Source organism: Streptomyces sp. NPDC047042 (genome assembly GCF_040644035.1).
GTDB lineage: Bacteria > Actinomycetota > Actinomycetes > Streptomycetales > Streptomycetaceae > Streptomyces.
Genome location: NZ_JBEYVP010000002.1, coordinates 356,506 through 380,766, shown reverse-complemented (window position 1 = coordinate 380,766; position 24,261 = coordinate 356,506). Strand labels below are relative to the sequence as shown.

Below are 24,261 nucleotides of genomic sequence, written 5' to 3'. Positions count from 1 at the left end.
ATCTCCAGCTTGCCCTTGCCGTTGAGCGTGGCGAGGACGAGGTCGGGGTTGTGCACCTCGACACCGGCCGGCGGCGCGATGTCGGCGGCGGTGACCAGACCCGGACCCTGCTTGCGCAGGTACATCACGACAGGCTCGTCATGCTCACTGCTGACGACGAGCTGCTTGATGTTGAGGATGAGGTCGGTGACGTCTTCCTTGACACCCGGCACGGTGGTGAACTCGTGCAGAACGCCGTCGATACGGATGCTGGTGACAGCCGCACCCGGGATCGACGAGAGAAGGGTCCGGCGGAGCGAGTTACCGAGGGTGTAGCCGAAGCCCGGCTCCAGCGGCTCGATGACGAACCGGGAGCGGAACTCGTCGACGACCTCTTCGGTCAACGAGGGACGCTGAGCAATCAGCATGCTGTGATCCTTCAGTCATGGGCACCCGCTATTTGATGCCCGACTAGTACTACAAGGGTACGGGCGATACGGCCCCGAAGAGCCATACCGCCCGAAAACCTCAAACCGCCAAGCGAAACCCGAACGTCAGATCAGCAGATCAGACGCACCGGCGAACCGTGCGTCAGACGCGACGGCGCTTGGGCGGACGGCAACCGTGCTGCGACCATGTGGGGGACGACCCCCACACCCCCAGCCGACAGCAGCCGAGCCAACCTGAACCGGTGCGTCAGACGCGACGGCGCTTGGGCGGACGGCAACCGTTGTGCGGGGTGGGGGTGACGTCCTGGATGGAGCCGACCTCAAGACCGGTCGCCTGCAGCGAACGGATGGCCGTCTCGCGACCCGAACCCGGGCCCTTGACGAAGACGTCAACCTTGCGCATGCCGTGCTCCTGCGCGCGGCGGGCGGCCGACTCGGCGGCCATCTGCGCGGCGAAGGGGGTGGACTTGCGCGAGCCCTTGAAGCCGACGTGGCCGGCGGAGGCCCAGGAGATCACGTTGCCCGCGGGGTCCGTGATCGAGACGATCGTGTTGTTGAACGTGCTCTTGATGTGAGCGTGCCCGTGAGCGACGTTCTTCTTTTCCTTGCGGCGCACCTTCTTGGCAGCGCCCTGACGACCCTTGGGGGGCATCTACTTCTCCTACGGGGAGGTGGTCGGTCCTACAGCGAAGACCGCTGATGAAGCGTTGTCCGCTGAGGACTACTTCTTGCCCGGCTTCTTCTTGCCGGCGATGGCGCGACGCGGGCCCTTGCGGGTACGAGCGTTCGTGCTGGTGCGCTGACCGTGGACGGGCAGGCCACGGCGGTGGCGAATACCCTGGTAGCAGCCGATCTCGATCTTGCGGCGAATGTCGCCCTGGATCTCGCGACGGAGGTCACCCTCGGTCTTGATGTTGGCGTCCACGTACTCGCGGATCGCGACGAGCTGCTCCTCGGAGAGGTCCCGAACACGGGTGTTCGGGTCCACGCCAGTCTCCGCCAGCGTCAGCTGGGAGAGGGTCCGGCCAATGCCGAACACGTAGGTGAGGGCGACCTCCACACGCTTATCGCGCGGGATGTCAACACCGGAAACGCGTGCCATTCAATGGCTCCAGTTGTCGTTCGGAGGTCTTCCACAAAGCCATTTCCCAGCCGCCGTACTAGGTACGAACTGGGTCCCCGGCCTCCGACCGGGGGTATCAGGTCCTCGGGAACTCCAGACCTGGGCTCTGCGTATGAACATGTACTACTGCTCGCGTCGCGCGAAGTTCTGCGGGTGCAGAAGGGGGTCGTGCGTCAGCCCTGGCGCTGCTTGTGGCGCGGGTTCTCGCAGATGACCATGACCCGACCGTGACGGCGGATCACCCTGCACTTGTCGCAGATCTTCTTGACGCTCGGCTTGACCTTCATGGGGTGAGGTTCTCCGGGTCAGTGCCCCCACGCCAGGTGCAGACGGAGGGCGAGAATAAAGATCTACTTGTATCGTTGGAGTTCTCTTCCCGACTGATCAGAAAGACTCTCCCCTGGATCGCTCCGGAGAGTTTGACAGGTGAGACCTGTCCGGCGACGACCCTCCCGGCCGCCGAGGCAAGTACGGGACTCGCCCAAGCTCACTTGTACCGGTAGACGATCCGGCCACGAGTCAGGTCGTACGGAGACAGCTCCACCACGACCCGGTCGTCAGGGAGGATGCGGATGTAGTGCATACGCATCTTGCCGCTGATGTGTGCCAGGACCTGGTGGCCGTTCTGGAGCTCAACCTTGAACATGGCGTTCGGAAGAGACTCGACGACAGTGCCCTCGATCTCGATGGCACCTTGCTTCTTGGCCACGCTTCGCCCTTCGAATCGACTACCTTGATCGACTCCCTTGCGTTCCCCAGAGGGACGCATGCGGACATGCGGGTGCACGAGAGCCGACGAGTCAGTCTACGACAGCACACCCGGAAAGACGAATCGAGAAAGAATGCCCCACAGAGCTGATCCTTAACCCGGGCGACCATCAGCCCGTCCGGCGTTTGAGGACGAGGCCGTCCAGGCCGAAGCGGGGGTCTGGGGGCGGCAGCCCCCAGGAACGGGATGGGACGGGTAGGGGCGGCGGGGGCGAGAAAACGCCCTACGCCAGCGGATCCGGCGCCGCGGTAACCCCAAGCTCCGCCAGCTTCGCCCTACCCCCGTCGGGAGACGTAAGCACCAACGGCCCATCCTCCGTCAACGCCACAGAATGCTCCCAGTGCGACGACCATGTCCCATCCGTGGTGATGACCGTCCAGTCATCAGCAAGAACCTCGGTCTTCGGCGTACCCAGAGACACCATCGGCTCGATCGCCAGACAGAACCCGGGAACCAGCTTCGGCCCCTTCCCCCGCCTGCGCTCGACATAGTTCAGCAGATGCGGATCCATGTGCATCTCGGTCCCGATGCCATGCCCGCCGTAGTCCTCGATGATCCCGTACCGCCCGCCCCCCGCCTTGGGCTGGCGCCGGATGTACGTCTCGATCGCCCGCGAGACATCGACCAGCCGGTTCCCCAGCTTCATCGCGGCGATCCCGGCCCACATCGACTCCTCCGTCACCCGCGACAGCTCGATCATCTCGGGCGCGTGCCCGGACCCCACGAACGCCGTGTACGCCGCGTCCCCGTGCCAGCCGTCGACGATCGCGCCGCAGTCGATGGAGATGATGTCCCCGTCCTTCAGCACGACCTCGTCGGACGGGATGCCATGGACGACGACCTCGTTGACGGAGGTGCAGATGGTGGCCGGGAAGCCGCCGTACCCGAGGAAGTTCGGCTTCGCGTTGTGCTCCGCGAGCACCTTCCGCGCGACCTGGTCCAGATCGTTCGTACTCGCGCCCGGCACGGCCGCCTCACGGGTGGCCGCGTGGATGGCGGCGACGACAAGCCCCGCCTCACGCATCTTGGCGATCTGCTCGGGGGTCTTGATCTGCACCATGGGGACTACGGCCTTTCGTGGACCGACCGGACCGACCGGACTGGCTGAACGCGGGTAACGGGTCAACGATACGGGGCCCGGCGCACACGCAGCAGCCGCGGTCCCCTGACGGGAAACCGCGGCTGTCCGACGTACAAACAGAAGAGACCAGGAGGGACCGAGAGGACCCACAAGGACCCAGAAGGACCCGGAAGGACTACTCGCCCTCGCCCTCGCCCTTCAGCGCGGCCATCGCCTTGCCGGTGACGTCCTCCACCTTGCCGAGCGCCGAGATCGTCACCACGAGGCCCTGGGCCTTGTAGTAGTCGATGATCGGCTCGGTCTGGGTGTGGTAGACCTCCAGCCGCTTGCGGACCGTCTCCTCGGAGTCGTCGTCCCGCTGGTACAGCTCGCCGCCGCAGGTGTCACAGACACCCTCGGCCTTCGGCGCCTGGTACGTCACGTGGAAGACGTGCGCCGAGTCGTTACGGCAGATGCGGCGGCCGGCGATGCGCTTGACCACCTCGTCCTCGGGGACCTCCAGGTCGAGGACCGCGTCCAGCTTCATGGACTCGGCCTTGAGCATCTCGTCCAGCGCCTCGGCCTGCGAGACGTTCCGCGGGAAGCCGTCGAGCAGAAAGCCGTTCACCGCGTCGGACTGCTCCATGCGGTCCTTGGCCATCGCGATCGTGACCTCGTCCGGCACCAGGTTGCCCGCGTCCATGTAGGACTTCGCGAGTTTCCCGAGTTCCGTCTGCTTGCTGATGTTGGCCCGGAAGAGGTCGCCCGTGGAGATGTGCGGGATCGACAGATTCTTTGCCAGGAACGCGGCCTGCGTTCCCTTCCCGGCACCAGGCGGCCCGACGAGGACGATTCGCATCAGCGGAGGAACCCTTCGTAATTGCGCTGCTGGAGCTGGCTCTCAATCTGCTTCACGGTCTCAAGACCGACACCCACGATGATGAGGATGCTGGTCCCGCCGAACGGGAAGTTCTGGTTTGCCCCGAAACCTACCAACGCCATCGTCGGTACGAGAGCGATCAGACCCAGGTACAGCGAACCCGGCCAGGTGATCCGGTTGAGTACGTAGCTCAGATACTCAGCGGTCGGCCGACCAGCCCGGATGCCCGGGATGAAGCCACCATACTTCTTCATGTTGTCGGCTACTTCTTCGGGGTTGAAGGAGATGGCGACATAGAAGAAGGCGAAGAAAACGATCAGCAAGAAGTAGGTGGTGATGTAAATCGGGTGGTCACCCTTGGTCAGGTTCTGCTCGATCCACGTCTTCCAGCCGGAGTTTCCGCCGGAGAACTGCGCGATCAGCGCCGGAATGTAGAGCAGCGAGGAGGCAAAGATCACAGGGATGATGCCGGCCTGGTTGACCTTGAGCGGAATGTACGTCGACGTACCGCCGTAGGAGCGGCGGCCGATCATGCGCTTCGCGTACTGGACCGGGATACGGCGCTGCGCCTGCTCGACGAAGACCACCAGCGCGACCATGACGAGGCCGACCGCGATGACCGTACCGAACTCGATCCAGCCGTCCGCCAGGTCGCCCTGGGTCTTGATGGCCCACAGCGCGGACGGGAAGGTGGCCGCGATCGAGATGAACATCAGGATGGACATGCCGTTGCCGATACCGCGGTCGGTGATGAGCTCACCGAGCCACATGACGACGGCCGTACCGGCGGTCATGGTGATGACCATGGTGATGGTCACGAAGATCGACTGGTCCGGGACGATCTCGCTGGCGACCTGGCAACCGCTGAAGAGCGCACCGCTGCGCGCGGTGGCGACCAGACCGGTGCCCTGGAGGATGGCGAGAGCCACTGTCAGGTAACGGGTGTACTGCGTGATCTTCGCTGTGCCCGCCTGGCCCTCCTTCTTGAGGGCTTCCAGACGCGGGATCACCACCGTCAGCAGCTGCAGGATGATGCTCGCCGTGATGTACGGCATGATGCCCAGCGCGAAGATCGTGATCTGCAGCAGCGCCCCGCCGCTGAACATGTTCACCAGACCGAACAGGCCCTGGCTTCCGCCCTTCGCGACGTCGATGCACGTCTGGACGTTCTGATAGTCGACACCGGGGATCGGGATGTGCGTACCCACCCGATAAACCACGATGATGCCGAGCGTGAAGAGCAGCTTCTTGCGCAGGTCGGGCGTCTTGAACGCCCGGGCGAACGCGGTAAGCACGGTGCCTCCTGCGACCCCCGCGCTACTGCGTCAGAGGTGACGGTCTTGAGGTTCGACGAATACGTTGACAGATAACTAACAGCCAAGAGGGGTCCGGAGTTCCTCATCAGCACACCGGACTCAGGTTGACAGTGCCTGGCCACCTTACCGGCGACCATGCCTCCCTAGGAACGACCAACCGGGGATACCCCATTTGTGGGGTATCCCCGGCAGGGATCGCTCAAGTCATCGAGACGCCTGTGGTGTTCAGACGAGCTCGGTGACGGTACCGCCGGCGGCGGTGATCTTCTCCTTGGCGGAGCCGGAGACGGCGTCGACCGTCACCTGCAGCGCCACGGAGAGCTCGCCCTGGCCGAGGACCTTGACGAGGCTGTTCTTGCGAACGGCACCCTTGGCGACGAGACCCTCGACGGTGACCTCGCCACCCTCCGGGTACAGCGCGCCCAGCTTGTCGAGGTTCACGACCTGGTACTCGGTCTTGAACGGGTTCTTGAAGCCCTTGAGCTTCGGGAGACGCATGTGGAGGGGCATCTGCCCACCCTCGAAGCGCTCCGGAACCTGGTAACGGGCCTTGGTGCCCTTGGTACCACGACCAGCCGTCTTACCCTTCGACGCCTCACCACGACCCACACGGGTCTTGGCGGTCTTGGCGCCCGGGGCGGGACGGAGGTTGTGGATCTTGAGCGGGTTGTTCTCCGCCATGATCAGTCGACCTCCTCAACCGTCACGAGGTGGCGGACGGTGTGCACCATTCCGCGGAACTCGGGGCGGTCCTCCTTGACGACCACGGTGTTGATCCCCTTGAGACCAAGGGACCGCAGAGTGTCACGGTGGTTCTGCTTGCTGCCGATGTACGACTTCGTCTGCGTGACCTTGAGGCGAGCCATTACGCACCCGCTCCCGCACGCGCACGGAGCAGAGCCGCGGGGGCGACGTCCTCGAGGGGCAGACCACGGCGAGCCGCGATCTCCTCGGGACGCTGCAGGCCCTTGAGGGCCGCCACGGTCGCGTGCACGATGTTGATCGCGTTGGACGAGCCGAGCGACTTCGACAGGATGTCGTGAACGCCGGCGCACTCCAGGACAGCACGCACCGGGCCACCGGCGATAACGCCGGTACCGGGGGAGGCAGGCTTGAGCAGGACGACGCCCGCGGCCTTCTCGCCCGTGATCGGGTGCGGGATGGTGCCCTGGATACGGGGGACCTTGAAGAAGTGCTTCTTGGCCTCTTCCACACCCTTGGCGATCGCGGCCGGCACCTCCTTGGCCTTGCCGTAACCGACACCTACGGTGCCATCGCCATCGCCCACCACGACCAGCGCGGTGAAGCTGAAGCGACGACCACCCTTCACAACCTTGGCGACGCGGTTGATCGCGACAACGCGCTCAACGTACGCGGTCTTCTCGGCGGCAGCAGCGCCGCCGTCACGGCCCTTCCGGTCCCGCCGCTCGCCGCCACCGGCACCGCTTCCGCGGCGCTGGGGTCCAGCCATTGGATTACCTCTCTCTTTTTCCGCTAGCTACGCTGCGCCGCGGCACAAGGCCGCAAGCGCGACGGGCGGCTCAGAACTTGAGCCCGGCTTCGCGGGCGGCGTCGGCCAGGGCGGCGATGCGACCGGCGTACCGGCTGCCACCACGGTCGAACACGACGGCCTCGACACCTGCGGCCTTGGCACGCTCGGCGACCAGTGCGCCGACCTTGCCGGCCTGCGCCGACTTGTCATCGCCCTCGGCACCGCGGATCGAAGCGTCCAGGGTCGACGCCGACGCCAGGGTGTGACCCTGGATGTCGTCGATGACCTGGGCCACGATGTGGCGGTTCGAGCGGGTCACAACCAGGCGGGGACGCTCAGCCGTTCCGTTGACCTTCTTACGGATGCGGATGTGACGCCGCTTGATGGCAGCACGCTTGTAAGCGTCGCCCTTAGCGATCTTCGTACCGTATGCCATGGCTTACTTACCCGCCTTTCCGACCTTGCGGCGGATGACTTCGCCCTCGTACTTGACACCCTTGGCCTTGTACGGGTCGGGCTTGCGCAGCTTGCGGATGTTGGCCGCAACCTCGCCGACCTTCTGCTTGTCGATTCCCTCGACAGAGAAGCGGGTCGGGTTCTCGACCTTGAACGAGATGCCCTCGGGCGCCTCGACGGTGATCGAGTGGCTGTAGCCGAGCGCGAACTCGAGGCTCGTGCCCTTCGCCGCCACGCGGTAACCGACACCGCTGATCTCGAGCTTCTTCACGTAACCCTCGGTCACGCCGGTGATCATGTTCGCCACCAGCGTGCGGGACAGGCCGTGCAGGGCCTTGTTCTGACGCTCGTCGTTGGGGCGGGTGACGTTGAGAACGCCGTCCTCACCCTTGGCGATGTCGATCGGCGCAGCGACGGTGTGGGAGAGAGAGCCCTTGGGGCCCTTCACCGAAACCGTACGGCCGTCGATGGTGACGTCCACGCCGGCGGGAACCGTGATGGGGAGCTTGCCAATACGCGACATAGCTGTTTCCTCCGTTCCCTTCCGCTACCAGACGTAGGCGAGAACTTCTCCGCCTACGCCCTTCTTGCCGGCCTGCTTGTCGGTGAGGAGACCGTGCGACGTGGAGATGATCGCCACGCCCAGGCCGCCGAGCACCTTCGGCAGGTTGGTGGACTTCGCGTACACCCGGAGACCGGGCTTGGAGATCCGCTTGATGCCCGCGATGGAGCGCTCACGGTTCGGGCCGAACTTCAGCTCGAGAACGAGGTTCTTGCCGACCTCGGCGTCCTCGACCTTCCAGCCCGTGATGAAGCCCTCCTGCTGGAGGATCTCCGCGATGTGCGACTTGATCTTGCTGTGCGGCATACCCACGCTGTCGTGGTACGCCGAGTTCGCGTTACGCAGACGAGTCAGCATGTCCGCGATCGGATCAGTCATGGTCATGAATTGGCCTTCGGCCTCTCTCGCCGGGGTTTCCTGGATGCGCCATCCCTCTCCCCACTCACTCAGTGGCGGGACGGGTGCGGTGCGGGGGACCTACGGCGTAGTAAGTCGTACGGGCGTCAAGCGCCCAACCCTCCCAGCCTAAGCCATGGAGGGGTGGGCACCTGACCAACCCATTGCTTACCGAGAGCTTCGGGAATCCCTAGAAAACGGGATTACCAGGAGCTCTTGGTCACGCCCGGCAGCTCGCCACGGTGAGCCATCTCACGGAGGCACACGCGGCACAGGCCGAACTTGCGGTACACGGAGTGCGGACGGCCGCACCGCTGGCAGCGGGTGTAGCCACGCACCGCGAACTTGGGCTTACGAGCAGCCTTGGCAATCAGAGCCTTCTTCGCCATCTCGCTCACGCCTCCTTGAAGGGGAAGCCGAGGTGACGAAGGAGCGCGCGGCCCTCAGCGTCGTTGGTCGCCGTGGTCACCACGGTGATGTCCATGCCCCGGGTACGGTCGATCTTGTCCTGGTCGATCTCGTGGAACATGACCTGCTCGGTGAGACCGAAGGTGTAGTTGCCACGGCCGTCGAACTGCTTGGGGGACAGACCACGGAAGTCGCGGATGCGCGGCAGCGCGAGCGACAGGGTGCGGTCCAGGAACTCCCACATGCGGTCGCCACGGAGCGTGACGTGGGCACCGATCGGCTGGCCCTCACGCAGCTTGAACTGCGCGATGGACTTGCGGGCCTTGGTGACGGCCGGCTTCTGCCCGGTGATCGTGGTGAGGTCGCGGATGGCGCCCTCGATCAGCTTGGAGTCGCGGGCGGCGTCGCCCACACCCATGTTGACCACGATCTTGACGAGGCCGGGGATCTGCATGACGTTCTCGTAGGAGAACTCCTCACGCAGCTTGCCCGCGATGTCCTCGCGGTACTTCGTCTTGAGACGCGGAGTGGTGGTGGTAGCCATCAGATGTCCTCACCCGTCCGCTTGGCAACGCGGATCTTGTTGCCCTCGTCGTCGAAGCGGTAACCGACACGCGTGACGACCTTGTTGCCGTCCTTCTCAACGACCAGCTGGACGTTGGAGACGTGGACGGGCGCCTCGGTCGTGACGATGCCGCCGGCCTGCGAACCGCGAGCGGTCGGGCCGGCCTTGGTGTGCTTCTTGACCCGGTTGACACCCTCGACCAGGACGCGGTCCTCGCGGGGGAAGGCCGCGATGACCTTGCCCTGCTTGCCCTTGTCCTTACCGGTGATGACCTGAACCAGGTCGCCCTTCTTGATCTTCATGCTTACAGCACCTCCGGCGCGAGCGAGATGATCTTCATGAACTTCTTCTCGCGCAGCTCCCGGCCGACCGGGCCGAAGATACGGGTGCCACGAGGGTCGCCGTCGTTCTTCAGAACGACAGCGGCGTTCTCGTCGAAGCGGATGTACGAGCCGTCCGGACGGCGGCGCTCCTTGACGGTGCGAACGATGACCGCCTTGATGACGTCACCCTTCTTCACGTTGCCGCCGGGGATCGCGTCCTTGACGGTGGCGACGATGACGTCACCGATGCCCGCGTAGCGGCGACCGGAGCCACCGAGGACACGGATGCAAAGGATCTCCTTCGCACCAGTGTTGTCGGCGACACGCAGTCGCGACTCCTGCTGGATCACGTCTATCTCCTGATTGTCTGCCGGTTCCCGGCGGGGGACTCATATCTCTGACGAGTACGAGGCCCCCACCGAGCCTGGCGGAACTGTCCTGCGGGGATGCCCGCAGGAGGTATTACTTGGCCTTCTCGAGGATCTCGACGATGCGCCACCGCTTCGTGGCGGACAGCGGCCGGGTCTCCATGAGGAGGACGCGGTCGCCGACGCCGGCGGCGTTCTGCTCGTCGTGAGCCTTGAGCTTGCTCGTACGGCGGATGACCTTGCCGTACAGCGCGTGCTTCACGCGGTCCTCGACGGCGACGACGACGGTCTTGTCCATCTTGTCGCTGACGACGAGACCCTCACGGGTCTTGCGGAAGCCGCGGGCTTCGGTGCTCTGCTCAGTCACGTTGCTCTCGCTCATCAGGCGCTCTCCACCGTCTCGATGCCCAGCTCGCGCTCACGCATCAGGGTGTAGATCCGCGCGATGTCCTTGCGGACGGCCTTGAGCCGACCGTGGTTCTCGAGCTGACCGGTCGCCGCCTGGAAGCGGAGGTTGAACAGCTCTTCCTTGGCTTCGCGGAGCTTCGCGAGAAGCTCCTCGTCACCCAGTTCGCGCAGCTCGGACGCCTTGGTACCGGCCGACATCACGCTTCACCTGCCTCGCGCTTGACGATCCGGCACTTCATCGGCAGCTTGTGGGCTGCGCGAGTGAGGGCCTCACGGGCGATCTTCTCGTTGGGGTAGGACAGCTCGAACATGACCCGACCGGGGTGCACGTTCGCGATCCACCACTCGGGGGAACCCTTACCGGAACCCATGCGGGTCTCGGCAGGCTTCTTGGTGAGGGGGCGGTCCGGGTAGATGTTGATCCAGACCTTGCCGCCACGCTTGATGTGGCGGGTCATCGCGATACGGGCCGCCTCGATCTGGCGGTTGGTCACGTACGCCGGCGTGACGGCCTGAATGCCGTACTCGCCGAACGCGACCGTCGTACCACCCTTGGACATGCCACGACGCTTCGGGTGGTGCTGCTTGCGGTGCTTGACCCTACGGGGGATCAGCATTTCGGTCAGGCCTCCGTTCCGGTGCTCTCAGCCGGAGCGGCAGCCGCCGGGGCCTCGGCCTTGGGGGCCTCGGCAGCGGGAGCCTGCTGCGGCTTGCGGCCGCGGCCGCCACGCTCGCCACCACGGCCACCACCACGGGCCGGACGGTCGCTGCCGCCACCGGCACCACCACGGGCCGGGCGGTTACCCGCACGGGCAGCGGCGTTCTCGGCGCGGACCTCGGCGATGTTCTTGACGTCGCCCTTGTAGATCCAGACCTTCACACCGATACGGCCGAAGGTCGTCTTGGCCTCGAAGAAGCCGTAGTCGACGTTCGCGCGGAGCGTGTGCAGGGGCACACGGCCCTCGCGGTAGAACTCCGAGCGGGACATCTCGGCGCCGCCGAGACGGCCACCGCACTGGATCTTGATGCCCTTGGCGCCGGCCTTCATGGCGGACTGCATGCTCTTGCGCATGGCCCGACGGAAGGAGACGCGGGAGGAGAGCTGCTCGGCGACGGCCTGGGCCACCAGCTGAGCGTCCGTCTCCGGGTTCTTGACCTCGAGGATGTTGAGCTGGACCTGCTTCTTGGTCAGCTTCTCCAGGTCGCCACGAATACGGTCGGCCTCGGCGCCGCGGCGGCCGATGACGATGCCCGGACGCGCGGTGTGGATGTCGACGCGGACGCGGTCGCGGGTGCGCTCGATCTCAACCTTCGAGATACCGGCGCGCTCCATGCCGGACGTCATCATCCGACGGATGGCGACGTCTTCTCCGACGTAGTCCTTGTACAGCTTGTCGGCGTACCAACGCGACTTGAAGTCGGTGGTGATGCCGAGTCGGAACCCGTGCGGGTTTACCTTCTGGCCCATTACCGGGAACCTTCCTTGCTGCTGACGACCACGGTGATGTGGCTGGTCCGCTTGCGGATCCGGTAGGCGCGGCCCTGGGCACGCGGACGGAACCGCTTCAGGGTCGGGCCCTCGTCGACGAACGCCTCGGAGATGAAGAGGCTGTCGGCGTCGGTGTGGTCGTAGTTGTGCGCGGCGTTGGCAATGGCGCTGTCAAGCACCTTGCCGACCGGCACGCTCGCGGCCTGCGGGGCGAAACGCAGGACCGCCTGAGCCTCCGTGGCATCCATGCCACGGATAAGGTCCACCACGCGGCGGGCCTTCATGGGCGTAACGCGGATGTACCGCGCCTGGGCCCTGGCTTCCATGGTTGTCCTTCCAGTGTCTGTCATGGTCGATTCCACCCCGCGTTAGCGGCGCTTCGACTTCCGGTCGTCCTTGACGTGACCCCGGAAGGTGCGCGTCGGCGAGAACTCGCCGAGCTTGTGGCCGACCATCGACTCGGTGACAAACACCGGAATGTGGGTCTTGCCGTTGTGCACCGCGATCGTGTGGCCGAGCATGGCCGGGATGATCATCGAGCGACGGGACCAGGTCTTGATGACGTTCTTGGAACCGGCTTCGTTCTGGGCGTCCACCTTCTTGATCAGGTGGTCGTCGACGAAGGGCCCCTTCTTGAGACTGCGCGGCATCTAAACCCGCTCCTAGCGCTTCTTGTTCGTCTTGCGGCGGCGGACGATGTACTTGTTCGAAGCCTTCTTCGGCGAACGAGTACGACCCTCCTTCTGACCCCACGGCGAGACCGGGTGACGACCACCGGAGGTCTTGCCTTCACCACCACCGTGCGGGTGGTCAACCGGGTTCATCGCCACACCGCGGACGGTCGGGCGGACGCCCAGCCAGCGCTTGCGGCCGGCCTTGCCCCAGTTGATGTTGCTCTGCTCGGCGTTGCCGACCTCGCCGACCGTGGCGCGGCAGCGCTGGTCGACCAGGCGGATCTCACCGGAGGGCATACGAAGGTGGGCCATCGTGCCCTCCTTCGCCAGCAGCTGCACCGAGGCACCGGCGGAGCGGGCGAACTTGGCGCCGCCACCGGGACGGATCTCGATCGCGTGGATCGTGGTACCGACCGGGATGTTGCGGAGCGCCAGGTTGTTGCCCGGCTTGATGTCGGCCCCGGGACCGTTCTCGACGCGGTCACCCTGCGACAGGTTGCGGGGGGCGAGGATGTAGCGCTTCTCGCCGTCCGCGTAGTGCAGCAGCGCGATGCGCGCGGTGCGGTTGGGGTCGTACTCGATGTGCGCGACCTTCGCCGGCACGCCGTCCTTGTCGTGACGACGGAAGTCGATCACGCGGTAGGCGCGCTTGTGTCCGCCACCCTGGTGGCGAACGGTCACACGACCGGAATTGTTACGGCCGCCCTTGCTGTGCAGGGGGCGAACCAGCGACTTCTCCGGCGTGGACCGCGTGACCTCGACGAAGTCGGCGACGCTGGAGCCACGGCGGCCCGGCGTAGTCGGCTTGTACTTGCGGATTCCCATTTCTCAGTCCTCGTCCGATATCGGACGATCCGACCCGCTTACGCGGCCGGACCGCCGAAGATGTCGATACGGTCGCCCTCGGCGAGGGTCACGATCGCGCGCTTGGTGTCAGCGCGCTTACCGAAACCGCTCTTGGTGCGCTTGCGCTTGCCGATGCGGTTGATCGTGTTGACCCCGGTGACCTTGACCGAGAAGACCGCCTGGACGGCCTGCTTGATCTGGGTCTTGTTGCTGCCGGGCGCGACGATGAACGTGTACTTGTTCTCGTCGATGAGCGCGTAGCTCTTCTCGGACACGACGGGCTTCAGCAGGACGTCACGGGGGTCCGTGTACGACTTGCTGGCCGGCGTGACGACAGTGTTCTTGCCCTCGGCCTCGTGGCGCTTCGCCTTGGCGACGCGCGCGGCCTTGGCGGCCTTGGCCGCCTTGGAGGCAATGGCGGGGTGACGGATGGCCATCAGACCTCGCTCCCTTCGGTGTCAGTGGCCTTGGGGCCGGACACGAAGGACTCGAAAGCGGCCTGGGTGAAGACCACGTCGTCCGAGACGAGAACGTCGTACGTGTTCAGCTGGCCCGGCTCCAGGATGTGCACCTGGGGCAGGTTGCGGGCGGAGAGCAGCCCGGCCTCGTCGGAGCGCTCGATGACCAGCAGCACGTTCTTGCGCTCACTGATCTTGGCGAGCAGGCTCTTCGCGGCCTTGGTGGAGGGGGTCTCGCCCTCGATCACGCCGGTGACGACGTGGATGCGAGCGTTGCGGGCCCGGTCGGTGAGGGCGTGGCGCAGGGCCGCGGCCTTCATCTTCTTCGGGGTCCGCTGCGAGTAGTCACGCGGCACGGGACCGTGCACGACGCCACCACCGGCGAACTGCGGGGCGCGGGTCGAACCCTGGCGCGCGCGGCCGGTGCCCTTCTGGCGGTACGGCTTGCGGCCACCACCACGGACCTCGGCGCGGGTCTTGGTCTTGTGCGTGCCCTGACGGGCAGCGGCCAGCTGTGCGACGACGACCTGGTGAAGCAGCGGGACGCTGATCTTCTCTACGTCGAAGATCTCCGCGGGGAGCTCGACGCTACCGGTCTTCTCGCCAGCGGGCGAAAGGATGTCAACAGTGCTCATCGGTACCTCAGGCCCCCTTGGCCGCGGTGCGGACCAGGACGAGGCCGCCGTTCGGACCAGGGATAGCGCCCTTGATGAGCAGCAGACCCTTCTCCGCGTCAACGGCGTGGACGGTCAGGTTCTGGGTGGTGACCCGCTCGTTGCCCATGCGGCCCGCCATGCGGACGCCCTTGAACACACGGCCGGGGGTGGCGCAGCCACCGATCGAGCCGGGGGAGCGGTGCTTGCGCTGGACACCGTGGCCGGCGCCGAGGCCCTTGAAGTTGTGACGCTTCATGACACCGGCGAAGCCCTTGCCCTTGCTCTTGCCGGTCACGTCCACCTTGACGCCGGCCTCGAAGGTCTCGGCGGTGATCTCCTGGCCGAGGGTGTACTCGCCGGCGTCAGCGGTACGGATCTCGACGAGGTGGCGGCGGGGGGTGACGTCAGCCTTGGCGAAGTGACCCTTGAGGGGCTTGTTCACCTTGCGAGGGTCGATCTCGCCGAAGGCGATCTGGACCGACTCGTAGCCGTCGGAGTCATTCGTACGGACCTGGGTCACGACGTTCGGGCCGGCCTTGACGACGGTGACCGGAACAACACGGTTGTTCTCGTCCCACACCTGCGTCATGCCGAGCTTCTCGCCCAGGATGCCCTTGATCTGCTTAGCCATTCTCAGATCACCGTCCCCTAGAGCTTGATCTCGATGTCGACACCGGCCGGGAGGTCGAGTCGCATCAGAGAGTCAACGGTCTTGGGCGTCGGGTCGAGGATGTCGATCAGGCGCTTGTGCGTGCGCATCTCGAAGTGCTCGCGCGAGTCCTTGTACTTGTGCGGCGACTTGATGACGCAGTACACGTTCTTCTCAGTGGGCAGCGGCACCGGGCCCGCGACCGACGCACCAGTGCGCGTCACCGTCTCGACGATCTTCTTCGCCGAGGAGTCGATGACCTCGTGGTCGTAGGCCTTGAGCCGGATGCGGATCTTCTGTCCCGCCATGGCTACTCAGTAGTCCTGTCTCTTCGTACGCTCTGGAACCCGGTGTCCCGTACTGCTTCGCCGCCCTGCTTCTCCGACCCACGCGGTCGGGTGTGTCGCGCTCTCACCGACATGGATGTCCCATCCGAGACGTCCCTGCACGGGGTGACACAACACGGCCCTTCCGGAACCGCAGGCCGAGGGCGACTGCGCCAGACGTTCCTGACGCGGACCCACCGGGTGCCTGGCCGGCGCCGCACTGACACTTCCCGAAAGATTCCCGTACGTCCGCCCCAGCGCTGCCTTACGGCAGATAGGGCGACGAGTACTGTGGGACTCGCTTTCGGTCCTCCCGGCGGGAGGCGCGCAGCATCAACACTCGACCGAGCAACTCCGACAGTCTGCCATACGGGGCAGGGGCTCCGCCAATCGAGCCGGAGAGAATACCCGCAGGGTGACGAAGGTCAAACCGAAGCCAGGCATGTCCCCCGGCCGGCGCATCGACCATGATTCTGACGTGACGCATGACATGGACCTGAACACCGCCGCGATCCGCCTGGAATCCCACATACGCGCCTGGCGGGCGGAGGGCCTACAGGTCGCGGACGGCCTGTGGTCGGCGGACCTGGCCGCACTGGACCTACGGATCACCTCTCCGTCCTGGCAGGTCCAGCTCGTCGTCCAGCTGTTCGGGGCCGGCCGGGCGCATGTCCTCTTCCTGGGACAGGCCGACTCCGTCGGGGAAGGCCACCGGGTCTCGTCCCTCGACGCGTGGAGCACGCTGCTGACGGAGTCGGTGGCCCGCGCCTCCCGCGTACGCCTGGTGCAGGCCCGCCTGCTGACCAGTACCTGCACGACCGGCTGGCTGGACTGGATCCACGGCGAACTGTGGCTGCTCCCCGAGGGGCTGCTGCGCATCCGCAGCGGCTTCATACAGACGGTGGCCAACGCCCACGGCTCCGGCCTGACGGCCCGGGAACCTTACCGACTCATTGCCCACGACCCGACGACGGTCCTGGCCGCTCACCCCACGAACAAACTGATCCCGTTCTCGAGGATTGCCACAGCCCGCCTGCACGGCGGGGTGACCACCTCCGGTCTGGAGGTGGTCATGACGGACGGCACCCGCCACAAACTCCTGTGGATGTCCTGGGACCCGGCCCGAGGACTCCTACGGGAACGGCTGCTCCCCCTGCTGGGACCACGACTCACGCACTGACTGTGTGTCCCCATAAGCCCCTGCTGACGTCGTACGACGATCAGCGCACGTCGATGTAGTCCTGGCCGCTGGTCGCGGTCCCGGTGGTCGTGTTCCCGAGGAACACCCACCGGAAGAACCCGTCCGTGGAGGCCGTGACCGTGGTGCGAAGGGCACCCGCGCTGTTGGTGGTGACCCACTTGAGCGTCTTGAACGTGGTGGCACCCTTGGCGCGGAACTGGAGTCTCACGGCGCTGCCGGCGTAGGGGCCGTTCTTGTGGGTGGTCCAGTTCGCCCGGGTGAGCATGCTGTTGAGCGTGATCTTCTTGCCCTTGGCGACAGGCTCGGGGGTGGCGTCGGCGACGCTGAGCTTCGCGGCACGCCTGAGGGAGACACCTCCGGGCCTTGTCTCGAACTCCTGGGCGACGAGTTCGCCGTTGCCCTTGAACAGCGCGAGCGCCACGCCGATCTTCCACTTGATGGCGTCGCTGTTGGAGACGATCTGCCCCTGCGAAGGATCGGGGTCGATGAACAGCGTGCCCTCGCAATGGGCCTTCTTGAGAGTGACTTCGTAGCAGGTTCTGACGCCCAGCTCTATCTCGGGAGACATGACGCTTCGCCGGTACAGGAAGGGCTGCGCGTCATAGTTGAGCGGGTGGTTCGTGTCGTACCCCGGAGGCAGGGCGATATCGAAGGTGAACGACGGTTCCACCACCCGCGACGTACCGACTACAACCGGCTTGCCGTTGTTGATGACCAGGTTCGACACAACGATGCCCGTGTCCTTGGCCTGCGCTGCCGGGGCGTTGAGCACCGAGAGCGCGAGGACTCCGGCTGTCGCGATCACGGCGGCGGTACGTCTTCGGCCCCGTATACCTGCGTTCATGCACACCTTCTTCCGGTAGCTGCTCGATCAACGCCGGAAGCGTACGAGATCCCGCAGTTCCCTCGCAGCTGAGGAACTCGACTTGCTGGTACGCCTGTTGCTGGAGGAGCCCGCGCATACGTGAGGACGCCCCCCGGCTCGTCTGTCCGTCCGCCGCGCCTCGGCGTCGCTCAGTGGCATGAGCAGGAGATCCGCTCCGCACACCTCGCCTCCGCCACCTCCGACCTTCCAGCCGAAGGGCATGCGCCGCCCGTCCGGCATCCACTCCAGAACTGCGACGACTGTGAGCGGGCCTTCCGCGGTCCGAAGCCCGGCAGATGCGGCGAAGGCCGTCAACTCGACGGCGGACCGGCTCTCGGAGTCCGCCACCCGTCAGGGTGAACATCACCAACTTGGCTGCTGCCAGCCCCTGTTGGACTCCTACGCTCACAGCCAGATCCACCTCGGCACATGCCAAAGGCAATTTCTCAACGCATGGCTCGTACGACCTCACACTCCCAGGAACCCTTATGGTCAGCGCGCCCCACGAGGCGATGCACCGCATCTTCCAGCACGATCCACGCCTCTTCAGCCGCCTCTCCGAAGTGCTCGGCTTCTCCCTCCCCACCCCGGTGGAAGTCACCGTCATGCCCACCGACCTCACCGAAACCGACCCCGTCGAACGCCGCGTGGACACCCTCCTACGGCTGAAAAGCGCCGAACACGGCTCCTACCTCCTCGCCATCGAGTCCCAGCGGACGAAGAACCCCGCCAAGCCCGCGAGCTGGGCGTACTACACGTCGTACTTGTGGACCACGTACAAGCTGCCCACCGCGCTCATGGTCGTGTGCCAGGACCACGCCGTGGCCAAATGGGCCCAGCAACCGGTGACCAGCGGCCCGCCCGGACTGCCCACGCTCACCCTCACGCCCCTCGTGGTGGGACCGCACAACATCCCCGTCGTCACCGACCCGGCCGAGGCCCGCGCCGACCTGGCACTGGCCACCTTGTCCGCCATCACGCACGCGACCGATCCGGACATCTTTGCCATACTGAAAGCCCTGTCCACCGCCCTACAGGGCGAGCCCGAGGACATCGCCGACCCGATCATCGAATTCATCGCACAAGGCATGGGCGACCGCCCGGCCAGGCAGTACTGGAGGAAACTGGTGGCCGTGGACCTCTCCTTCTACAAGTCCTACATCGCGGAAGAGATCCGCGACGAAGGCCGAGCACAGGGCCGAGCACAGGGCCAGGCCGAAGGCCAGGCCGCCGCCATACTGCTCGTCCTGGAGCAGCGCGGCGTCGACGTGACCGATGAGATCCGTGACCGGATCACCAGCTGCGACGACACTGAGACACTGCGCACCTGGCTCACCCGCGCCCTCACCGCCACTTCCGCTGCGGACCTCTTCGCGGACCAGTAACCGAAGTCCCGCCGACCGCAGCGCGCCGTCTGTCGGAGCCGCACACACATGGCGCGGCTTCAACAGACGGTGCACCCAGTTGGTCGGTCGTTGGTTCAGCGCACGTCGATGTAGTCCTGGCCGCTGGTCGCGGTCCCGGTGGTCGTGTTCCCGAGGAACACCCACCGGAAGAACCCGTCCGTGGAGGCCGTGACCGTGGTGCGAAGGGCACCCGCGCTGTTGGTGGTGACCTTCTTGAGCGTCTTGAAGGTCGTGGCGTTCTTGGCGCGGAACTGGAGACTGACCGTGCTGCCGGCGTAGGGGCCGGTCCTGCCGGTGGTCCAGTTCACCCGGGTGAGCTTGCCCTTGACGGTGATCTTCCTGCCCTTGGCCACCGGCTCCGGCGTGGCATCGACGGTGACCTTCGCGGCCCGCCTCAGGGAGACGCTGCCGGGCCTTGTCTCGTACTCCTGGGCGATGACAGGTCCATCGCCGGCCGGGAACAGACGGAGGGCCACCCCGGTCTTCCACTTGGTGGCGTCGTCGTTGTTGTCGGCGATCGTGTCACGCGCCGGGGGGTCGATGTACATCGCGCCCTCGCAACGGGCCCTGTGGGCGTCGAGCTCGTAACAGATGTACCCGCCCGGCCCCAGGTAGTTGTCTCCGCTGTCGGCCGCGTGCGTGATGTTTCCCCGGTAGAGGAAGGGGTGCGCCTCATAGCGGGACGGGTTGTCCGTGCTGTACCCGGCCGGCAGTGCGATGTTGAAGCGGGTGGGCGGTTCCACCACCCGCGAATTCCCGACCACGATCGGCTTGCCGTTGTTGATCACCAGGCCCGACAGCACGATGCCCGTGTCCCTCGCCTGCGCGGCCGGCGCGTTGAGCACCGAGAGCGCGAGGACTCCGGCTGTCGCGATCGCGGCGGCGGTCCGTCTTCGGCTGCGTATTCGTGCGTTCGTGCACACCTCTCCGATGTCCTATGGGAGCGGAAAGGGTACAGCGGTGTGATCGATGAACTCGGCCCAGGCGGTGGGGGCGAGGGTGAGATGGGGGCCCTGGGGGGATTTGGAATCGCGGATGTGGATGAGGGTGGGGGTGGTGGCTATCTCGATGCAGTCGCTGGGGTTGCTGCTGTCGCTGTAGCTGCTCTTGAACCAGTTGAGTTCCGTGGCGCTCATAGTGCTCCCAGCGCTTGCTCGATGAAGGCCAGCGACTCCCCCGGGGAGAGCGCCTGAGTTCGGATGATGCCATACCGCAGTTCGAGGATCTGGAGCTGCCTCGGGCTGGAGACCGGCCGTCCGCCGAACTCGTCGTCGGTGCGCCCCGCTCCCGTACCGTCCCCGAATTTCAGCACCTGGATGCGACCGCCCGTTCCCGGGTGATCCGCACGTGCGGTCGGCATCACCTGGAACTCGACGTTCGGCAACTGGGCGACCTCCAGCAGGTGTTCCAGCTGTTGCCGCAGCACCATTGTCCCGCCGATGGGACGTTCGAGAGTCACCTGTTCCTGGACAAAACTGAGCTCCGCAGCAGGCTCCCGCTGGAACACGGTCTGCCGCGCCATGCGCCCAGCGACCGCCCGATCCAGGTCCTGCGTCGAGAGCTTGGGCCGCCATGTCCCGAGCAGCGCCTGCGCGAACTCCCGTGTCTGCAACAGGCCATGGATGTTGTGGTTGCTGTACAGCAACATCTCGACGGCCCGGTCCTCCATCTTCTTCAGCTCGCGCACCTTCTTCGGGTACTGAGCCTTCTCCACGTCCTCCTTGAAGGACCTCAGATGCCCGTGCGCGTTCAGAACATCGTCAGCATGATCCAGGAACTCCACCCTTGGAATCCGTGCCCCACGCTCGATCTTGCGGATCATGTCCTCGCCGTACCCCATGGCTTGGGCGAAGTCGGCCACCCGCATCCCGGCCTGCTCCCGGCAGAACTTGACGAGTCGCCCAAGCCCCTCCATCAAGGGCGCACTGTCGTCTCCGGGCTCGATGTCCCAGCCAGCCTCGTCCATACCTTCGTTGCTCATGCCCACCCACCTCCAACGCGCACCCGTACCCGCACGTCACCCGAGACAGCCGAGACAGTGCGAGACAAGAACCGGACAGCACGGATACGCACCGGCGTCACCGCACGTCAAGGCAAGCACGATCGGCCACGCTGAGTGACATGAACCAAGAAATCGCCGATCACCGAACCCAACGCACCGGCCCCCTCCGCAACTTCAGCGCCCTCCTGCCGCCCACGCCCCGTGGAGCCCGGCAGGCCCGCCCACTCGCCGTGCGGCAACTCCGTGACTGGGGACTCCCCTTGGACCCCGCCGAGCACCTCGTCGCCGAACTCGCGGCGAACGTGGTGACCCACGGCCGCGTACCGGGCCGCGATTTCCGGCTCGCGCTGTACGTCGTCGGCGCCACCCTGCGCATCGAGGTGACGGATACGCGGGACGACGTGTTGCCGGGGGTGCGGGTGGTGGGGCCGGAGAGTGAGTCGGGGCGGGGGCTGGTGATCGTGGGGGCGTTGGCGGAGCGGTGGGGGGTGGAGCTGGGGCCGCGGCCTCGGAAGACGGTTTGGGCGGAGTGTGGGGTGGGGTGAGGGCGCCTACAAATCGCCCGGCTTCGGCGGAGCCGGTTCGCCGTCGTCGTCCATCAGGATCCCCGTCACGTCGACGAGATCCTTACCGGCTTTGGAACGGAGACAGACTTCGACGCGGACGATTCCGCTGGGGTACCTGGTGTACACAGGCGGCTGTGTGGGGCGGCGCAGGTTGGCCATGAAGCGGGACACCCGTTCGCGCTGCGCCTCCGTGAGGGCGCTTTCGGGAACTGCCTGTACCGCTCCGCTGAGAATCCCGGCGAGTCTCTCAGCGTTTGTCGGGTTACCCGTGAAGAGGCGAATCCAGGAGTCATCGGCAAATGTGATCCGTATATCCGCACCGAGTCGGCTGTACTCCATTTTCCGGGCCCCGGCGATGGATTCCCGTGGAAATTCCGCCAAGACGCCGACTTCGTCCAGGAAGAGCAGTCGCCGACTGGTCAGCACGAGATCAGTGAGGTACCCCTCCGGGCGACGCCCGGGATCAAGCTCCCACGGCACCGCGCGGGCGAGCGCGCCGGGGCGGCCCACATTACGGGGAAGTCGTCGACCTCGTTCTCCGGTTCCTCCGGCTTGCCCGATCCAGCACCGCTGCCAAAGGGCGAGCCGCCGGCTCCGCCGATGTTGGCGATGATGTTCGCGATCACGGGGATCGCGGAGAGGAAGCCACGTCCGACACGACGCGCGGTCTGATCGCCCGCCGTACGCGGAGTGAAAACGGGGCCCGCAGGCCATCCGGTCAGTTCACCCTGGATGTCGTTGCGCTCGGGGTCCCGGAACCATCTGCTGCCGGAGACCGCGGGAGCCACACCGGTCGCGAACTTGACGGTAATTCGGTAGAGCTGGTCTTCGTCGGCGGGGGGATTCCAGTCCATGAGCACCTCAGTTCTTCTCCACCGGCTCCGCAACCGGGTCGACGAACGAGAGGGTCTGGAGAATGGCCGTCATGAGTCCGTAGATCTGATTCCAGTGGTCCATGGATGCCGTGTAGAGAGTGAAAACCGCGGTGAACGGGCCCGTGGGAAAAGGAACATGGACCTGTATCTGTCCGGTGAGGAGTTTCGCCTCCTGGCCGTCGGCCGTCATGTCCGGGTTGAGGTCGTACTCGCGCACCGTGATGCACGAGACCGCCGGTCCACACGGCAGGTCGAGCCAGATGGCGTCGTTGTACGGGTCGTTTGAGAGCGTCGCGAGGATGCCCTGGGCGACCGTGTCGGTGTCGCCGGGTGCTTGGTCTGTCGGGGAGATGGCCACGGTGAGGGCACACTGGGCGACGCCTTCGGAAGGCTCGTACCTGGTCCCGTCGGAGTCGTCCTCCTCGGCCGTGGAGAACAGACCCATCGCGGCGTACGAGACACCGGTGTTGCCCATCATCTCGGCTATCGCCTCGTAGTACGGGGCGGCGGGCTCCCAGATGTTCTCGTCGCCCCGGGAGTACAGCTCTCGCACGAAGGAGTGGGCGCGGGCGGCGCGTTCTTCGGGGGTGGCTGCGACGGGCAGGGCGAAGAAACCCTCCGGGGCCAGGAACCAGAGGGGCGGGAGGTCGCCGTTGGCGGGACTGACGTGCTGGGCGTTCGTGGAGTCGGCGGAGGGGAGCATCTGGCGTTGAGGGCCGTTCTGATCGAGTGCGGCGGAGTGTCAGGTCAGCAGGTCTTCTGGATGGCGCTCCATGGGCTTGACTTCGGCACCGCTCTCATCCATGACGGTGCGGATACCGGAGTGGCCGAAGAACGCGTCAACCGTGCTCAGCGCCACAACCTCGATCCGGAAACATCCACACGGATTCCGCTTCACCAACGGCAGTTCGGCATCCGGTGCTTGGGCCGCCGCGAAAGCTTCGGCGGTGTTCCGCTGCGCCGGGGTGAGGGAGTCCAGTGGAAAGAAGTCGAGGGACTCGATGAGGTATCGAGTGAGCCGTTCTCGGTTGACACTTTTCAGCCTGCACCATGAGCCGTCACCAAAGACAATCTTCGCGTCGCGTCCGAGCTTGAAATCTCGCAGCTCGACTCTCTCAATGCTCGACCGAGGCGTCTCCCACAGCAATTCATCGTCAATCAGGCTGTCGTTGCCCTTGATATAAGGGAAGCCGACGATCGCGAGTCGACGGTCAGTGATGACCGCGTGTGTCCGGTAGTGCTTCTCGGAGGAGCGGGCAGGGTCCAATTGCCAGGGCAGAGTGCGGGCGATCGTGCCTGGCGCAGCCCACATGACGGGGAAGTCGTCGATTTCATCCGCGTGGTCGTGCGAGATGTCCGTACCGTTGCCCGCAAGGCCGGGGGTGCCGCCGATACTCCCTCCGTGGGAGGAGAGAAAGCCCTTGATGGCAACGCCTGCGGCCGCCAAGACTCCCTTGGCGGTATTCCGGGCCGCCGTGTCACCCGCCGAACGGGCCGTGAACGTAGGTCCTTTGGGCCAGCCGGCGAGTTCATCCTGAATGTCATTGCGCTGGTTGTCCCGAAACCAGCGCATTCCACTGACAGGCGTGGCCTCGCCGGTAGCGAAGGCGACGGGCGCGCGAGCGATCAGCGTCTCGTCCGCTTCAGGTTGCCAGATGCTCATATCCGTACGAGTCCTCCCTCGACGCGACCAC

At 65.6% G+C, this 24,261-nt stretch carries 39 protein-coding genes and 1 pseudogene; 3 read left to right on the top strand and 37 right to left on the bottom strand.

Annotated elements, in window-relative coordinates:
* The 29 genes and pseudogenes from ABZ855_RS03705 to rpsJ form a co-directional block, all read right to left on the bottom strand.
* Positions 1-407, bottom strand: a pseudogene (locus tag ABZ855_RS03705) (DNA-directed RNA polymerase subunit alpha); the annotation flags it as partial.
* Between the two features lie 268 nt (positions 408-675).
* Positions 676-1,080, bottom strand: coding sequence for a 30S ribosomal protein S11 (gene rpsK / locus ABZ855_RS03700; RefSeq protein ID WP_006376016.1), 405 nt, complete (start codon positions 1,078-1,080; stop codon positions 676-678).
* A gap of 69 nt (positions 1,081-1,149) precedes the next feature.
* Positions 1,150-1,530 (bottom strand): 30S ribosomal protein S13, encoded by a 381-nt coding sequence (gene rpsM, locus ABZ855_RS03695; protein WP_360800234.1) that lies wholly within the window; start codon positions 1,528-1,530, stop codon positions 1,150-1,152.
* 194 nt (positions 1,531-1,724) lie between these two features.
* Positions 1,725-1,838: a 50S ribosomal protein L36 gene (gene rpmJ / locus ABZ855_RS03690; protein ID WP_003998809.1), complete on the bottom strand. Its 114-nt coding sequence runs from the start codon at positions 1,836-1,838 to the stop codon at positions 1,725-1,727.
* Positions 1,839-2,038: 200 nt separating this feature from the next.
* Complete coding sequence (gene infA / locus ABZ855_RS03685) at positions 2,039-2,260, bottom strand: translation initiation factor IF-1 (RefSeq protein ID WP_003948620.1); 222 nt, start codon at positions 2,258-2,260, stop codon at positions 2,039-2,041.
* A 283-nt stretch (positions 2,261-2,543) separates the two neighbouring features.
* Entirely contained in the window at positions 2,544-3,380 is an 837-nt protein-coding gene (gene map, locus ABZ855_RS03680; RefSeq protein ID WP_360800231.1) for a type I methionyl aminopeptidase, read from the bottom strand.
* A 196-nt stretch (positions 3,381-3,576) separates the two neighbouring features.
* Positions 3,577-4,239, bottom strand: coding sequence for an adenylate kinase (locus ABZ855_RS03675; protein WP_360800228.1), 663 nt, complete (start codon positions 4,237-4,239; stop codon positions 3,577-3,579).
* Entirely contained in the window at positions 4,239-5,555 is a 1,317-nt protein-coding gene (gene secY, locus ABZ855_RS03670; RefSeq protein ID WP_360800225.1) for a preprotein translocase subunit SecY, read from the bottom strand. The genes ABZ855_RS03675 and secY overlap by 1 nt, the downstream gene beginning before the upstream one ends.
* Positions 5,556-5,801: 246 nt before the next feature.
* Positions 5,802-6,257, bottom strand: coding sequence for a 50S ribosomal protein L15 (gene rplO / locus ABZ855_RS03665; protein WP_360800222.1), 456 nt, complete (start codon positions 6,255-6,257; stop codon positions 5,802-5,804).
* 2 nt (positions 6,258-6,259) lie between these two features.
* Positions 6,260-6,442 (bottom strand): 50S ribosomal protein L30, encoded by a 183-nt coding sequence (gene rpmD, locus ABZ855_RS03660; protein WP_006376032.1) that lies wholly within the window; start codon positions 6,440-6,442, stop codon positions 6,260-6,262.
* On the bottom strand, positions 6,442-7,047 hold the full coding sequence (rpsE, locus tag ABZ855_RS03655) for a 30S ribosomal protein S5 (protein WP_006376045.1): 606 nt from the start codon (positions 7,045-7,047) through the stop codon (positions 6,442-6,444). Before rpsE ends, rpmD begins: the two co-directional genes overlap by 1 nt.
* Positions 7,048-7,117: 70 nt before the next feature.
* The gene (gene rplR, locus ABZ855_RS03650) at positions 7,118-7,504 is read right to left on the bottom strand and encodes a 50S ribosomal protein L18 (protein WP_319206671.1); all 387 of its coding nucleotides are present in this window, start codon (positions 7,502-7,504) and stop codon (positions 7,118-7,120) included.
* 3 nt (positions 7,505-7,507) lie between these two features.
* Complete coding sequence (gene rplF / locus ABZ855_RS03645) at positions 7,508-8,047, bottom strand: 50S ribosomal protein L6 (protein WP_360800216.1); 540 nt, start codon at positions 8,045-8,047, stop codon at positions 7,508-7,510.
* A 24-nt stretch (positions 8,048-8,071) separates the two neighbouring features.
* Positions 8,072-8,470: a 30S ribosomal protein S8 gene (rpsH, locus tag ABZ855_RS03640; RefSeq protein WP_043443042.1), complete on the bottom strand. Its 399-nt coding sequence runs from the start codon at positions 8,468-8,470 to the stop codon at positions 8,072-8,074.
* A gap of 215 nt (positions 8,471-8,685) precedes the next feature.
* Positions 8,686-8,871: a type Z 30S ribosomal protein S14 gene (locus ABZ855_RS03635; RefSeq protein WP_049567381.1), complete on the bottom strand. Its 186-nt coding sequence runs from the start codon at positions 8,869-8,871 to the stop codon at positions 8,686-8,688.
* Between the two features lie 5 nt (positions 8,872-8,876).
* On the bottom strand, positions 8,877-9,434 hold the full coding sequence (gene rplE / locus ABZ855_RS03630; RefSeq protein ID WP_319206666.1) for a 50S ribosomal protein L5: 558 nt from the start codon (positions 9,432-9,434) through the stop codon (positions 8,877-8,879).
* Positions 9,434-9,757 carry a 50S ribosomal protein L24 gene (gene rplX / locus ABZ855_RS03625; RefSeq protein ID WP_052839850.1) on the bottom strand — a complete coding sequence of 108 codons (324 nt, stop codon included), beginning with the start codon at positions 9,755-9,757 and terminating at the stop codon, positions 9,434-9,436. The genes rplE and rplX overlap by 1 nt, the downstream gene beginning before the upstream one ends.
* A gap of 2 nt (positions 9,758-9,759) precedes the next feature.
* Positions 9,760-10,128, bottom strand: coding sequence for a 50S ribosomal protein L14 (gene rplN, locus ABZ855_RS03620; RefSeq protein ID WP_006376015.1), 369 nt, complete (start codon positions 10,126-10,128; stop codon positions 9,760-9,762).
* A 112-nt stretch (positions 10,129-10,240) separates the two neighbouring features.
* Positions 10,241-10,528: a 30S ribosomal protein S17 gene (gene rpsQ, locus ABZ855_RS03615; RefSeq protein ID WP_360800210.1), complete on the bottom strand. Its 288-nt coding sequence runs from the start codon at positions 10,526-10,528 to the stop codon at positions 10,241-10,243.
* Complete coding sequence (rpmC, locus tag ABZ855_RS03610) at positions 10,528-10,752, bottom strand: 50S ribosomal protein L29 (RefSeq protein ID WP_003998824.1); 225 nt, start codon at positions 10,750-10,752, stop codon at positions 10,528-10,530. Before rpmC ends, rpsQ begins: the two co-directional genes overlap by 1 nt.
* Positions 10,752-11,171 (bottom strand): 50S ribosomal protein L16, encoded by a 420-nt coding sequence (gene rplP / locus ABZ855_RS03605; protein ID WP_319206662.1) that lies wholly within the window; start codon positions 11,169-11,171, stop codon positions 10,752-10,754. The genes rpmC and rplP overlap by 1 nt, the downstream gene beginning before the upstream one ends.
* Positions 11,172-11,176: 5 nt before the next feature.
* The gene (gene rpsC / locus ABZ855_RS03600) at positions 11,177-12,022 is read right to left on the bottom strand and encodes a 30S ribosomal protein S3 (protein WP_319206660.1); all 846 of its coding nucleotides are present in this window, start codon (positions 12,020-12,022) and stop codon (positions 11,177-11,179) included.
* Positions 12,022-12,369 (bottom strand): 50S ribosomal protein L22, encoded by a 348-nt coding sequence (gene rplV / locus ABZ855_RS03595; RefSeq protein ID WP_319206659.1) that lies wholly within the window; start codon positions 12,367-12,369, stop codon positions 12,022-12,024. The genes rpsC and rplV overlap by 1 nt, the downstream gene beginning before the upstream one ends.
* A gap of 42 nt (positions 12,370-12,411) precedes the next feature.
* Entirely contained in the window at positions 12,412-12,693 is a 282-nt protein-coding gene (gene rpsS / locus ABZ855_RS03590; protein ID WP_010986346.1) for a 30S ribosomal protein S19, read from the bottom strand.
* A 12-nt stretch (positions 12,694-12,705) separates the two neighbouring features.
* Positions 12,706-13,542: a 50S ribosomal protein L2 gene (rplB, locus tag ABZ855_RS03585; protein ID WP_006376052.1), complete on the bottom strand. Its 837-nt coding sequence runs from the start codon at positions 13,540-13,542 to the stop codon at positions 12,706-12,708.
* A gap of 38 nt (positions 13,543-13,580) precedes the next feature.
* Entirely contained in the window at positions 13,581-14,000 is a 420-nt protein-coding gene (rplW, locus tag ABZ855_RS03580) for a 50S ribosomal protein L23 (RefSeq protein ID WP_319206656.1), read from the bottom strand.
* Entirely contained in the window at positions 14,000-14,656 is a 657-nt protein-coding gene (gene rplD / locus ABZ855_RS03575) for a 50S ribosomal protein L4 (protein ID WP_360800202.1), read from the bottom strand. The genes rplW and rplD overlap by 1 nt, the downstream gene beginning before the upstream one ends.
* A 7-nt stretch (positions 14,657-14,663) precedes the next feature.
* Positions 14,664-15,308 (bottom strand): 50S ribosomal protein L3, encoded by a 645-nt coding sequence (gene rplC / locus ABZ855_RS03570; RefSeq protein ID WP_360800199.1) that lies wholly within the window; start codon positions 15,306-15,308, stop codon positions 14,664-14,666.
* Between the two features lie 17 nt (positions 15,309-15,325).
* Complete coding sequence (rpsJ, locus tag ABZ855_RS03565) at positions 15,326-15,634, bottom strand: 30S ribosomal protein S10 (RefSeq protein WP_003948644.1); 309 nt, start codon at positions 15,632-15,634, stop codon at positions 15,326-15,328.
* 496 nt (positions 15,635-16,130) lie between these two features.
* Between rpsJ and ABZ855_RS03560 the strand changes: the two genes are divergently transcribed.
* A complete protein-coding gene (locus tag ABZ855_RS03560) occupies positions 16,131-16,832 on the top strand; it encodes a hypothetical protein (RefSeq protein ID WP_360800196.1) in 702 nt (233 codons plus the stop codon).
* A gap of 40 nt (positions 16,833-16,872) precedes the next feature.
* On the opposite strand, the gene ABZ855_RS03555 is transcribed toward ABZ855_RS03560, so the two are convergent.
* On the bottom strand, positions 16,873-17,697 hold the full coding sequence (locus ABZ855_RS03555) for a hypothetical protein (RefSeq protein WP_360800193.1): 825 nt from the start codon (positions 17,695-17,697) through the stop codon (positions 16,873-16,875).
* A gap of 509 nt (positions 17,698-18,206) precedes the next feature.
* Between ABZ855_RS03555 and ABZ855_RS03550 the strand changes: the two genes are divergently transcribed.
* A complete protein-coding gene (locus ABZ855_RS03550) occupies positions 18,207-19,103 on the top strand; it encodes a hypothetical protein (protein WP_360800190.1) in 897 nt (298 codons plus the stop codon).
* A gap of 95 nt (positions 19,104-19,198) precedes the next feature.
* Here ABZ855_RS03550 and ABZ855_RS03545 read toward each other — a convergent pair whose 3' ends face one another.
* Genes ABZ855_RS03545 through ABZ855_RS03535 form a run of 3 tightly spaced genes read right to left on the bottom strand, consistent with a single transcriptional unit; the run spans position 19,199 to position 21,105 of the window.
* Positions 19,199-20,047, bottom strand: a complete 849-nt coding sequence (locus tag ABZ855_RS03545) for a hypothetical protein (RefSeq protein ID WP_360800187.1) — start codon at positions 20,045-20,047, stop codon at positions 19,199-19,201.
* Between the two features lie 12 nt (positions 20,048-20,059).
* Positions 20,060-20,260 carry a DUF397 domain-containing protein gene (locus ABZ855_RS03540; RefSeq protein ID WP_360800184.1) on the bottom strand — a complete coding sequence of 67 codons (201 nt, stop codon included), beginning with the start codon at positions 20,258-20,260 and terminating at the stop codon, positions 20,060-20,062.
* Complete coding sequence (locus ABZ855_RS03535; protein ID WP_360800304.1) at positions 20,257-21,105, bottom strand: helix-turn-helix transcriptional regulator; 849 nt, start codon at positions 21,103-21,105, stop codon at positions 20,257-20,259. Before ABZ855_RS03535 ends, ABZ855_RS03540 begins: the two co-directional genes overlap by 4 nt.
* A 140-nt stretch (positions 21,106-21,245) precedes the next feature.
* Here ABZ855_RS03535 and ABZ855_RS03530 point away from each other — a divergent pair, with 140 nt between their 5' ends.
* The gene (locus ABZ855_RS03530; protein WP_360800181.1) at positions 21,246-21,671 is read left to right on the top strand and encodes an ATP-binding protein; all 426 of its coding nucleotides are present in this window, start codon (positions 21,246-21,248) and stop codon (positions 21,669-21,671) included.
* A gap of 6 nt (positions 21,672-21,677) precedes the next feature.
* Here the strand turns inward: ABZ855_RS03530 and ABZ855_RS03525 are convergent, their stop codons facing one another.
* From ABZ855_RS03525 to ABZ855_RS03510, 4 genes are read right to left on the bottom strand one after another with little or no spacing between them, the layout of a single operon-like run.
* Entirely contained in the window at positions 21,678-22,118 is a 441-nt protein-coding gene (locus tag ABZ855_RS03525) for a hypothetical protein (protein WP_360800178.1), read from the bottom strand.
* Positions 22,112-22,546, bottom strand: coding sequence for a hypothetical protein (locus ABZ855_RS03520; RefSeq protein WP_360800175.1), 435 nt, complete (start codon positions 22,544-22,546; stop codon positions 22,112-22,114). Before ABZ855_RS03520 ends, ABZ855_RS03525 begins: the two co-directional genes overlap by 7 nt.
* Before the next feature lie 7 nt (positions 22,547-22,553).
* The gene (locus tag ABZ855_RS03515; protein ID WP_360800172.1) at positions 22,554-23,270 is read right to left on the bottom strand and encodes a hypothetical protein; all 717 of its coding nucleotides are present in this window, start codon (positions 23,268-23,270) and stop codon (positions 22,554-22,556) included.
* 39 nt (positions 23,271-23,309) lie between these two features.
* Positions 23,310-24,230 carry a hypothetical protein gene (locus tag ABZ855_RS03510; protein ID WP_360800169.1) on the bottom strand — a complete coding sequence of 307 codons (921 nt, stop codon included), beginning with the start codon at positions 24,228-24,230 and terminating at the stop codon, positions 23,310-23,312.
* Positions 24,231-24,261: the final 31 nt, after the last annotated feature.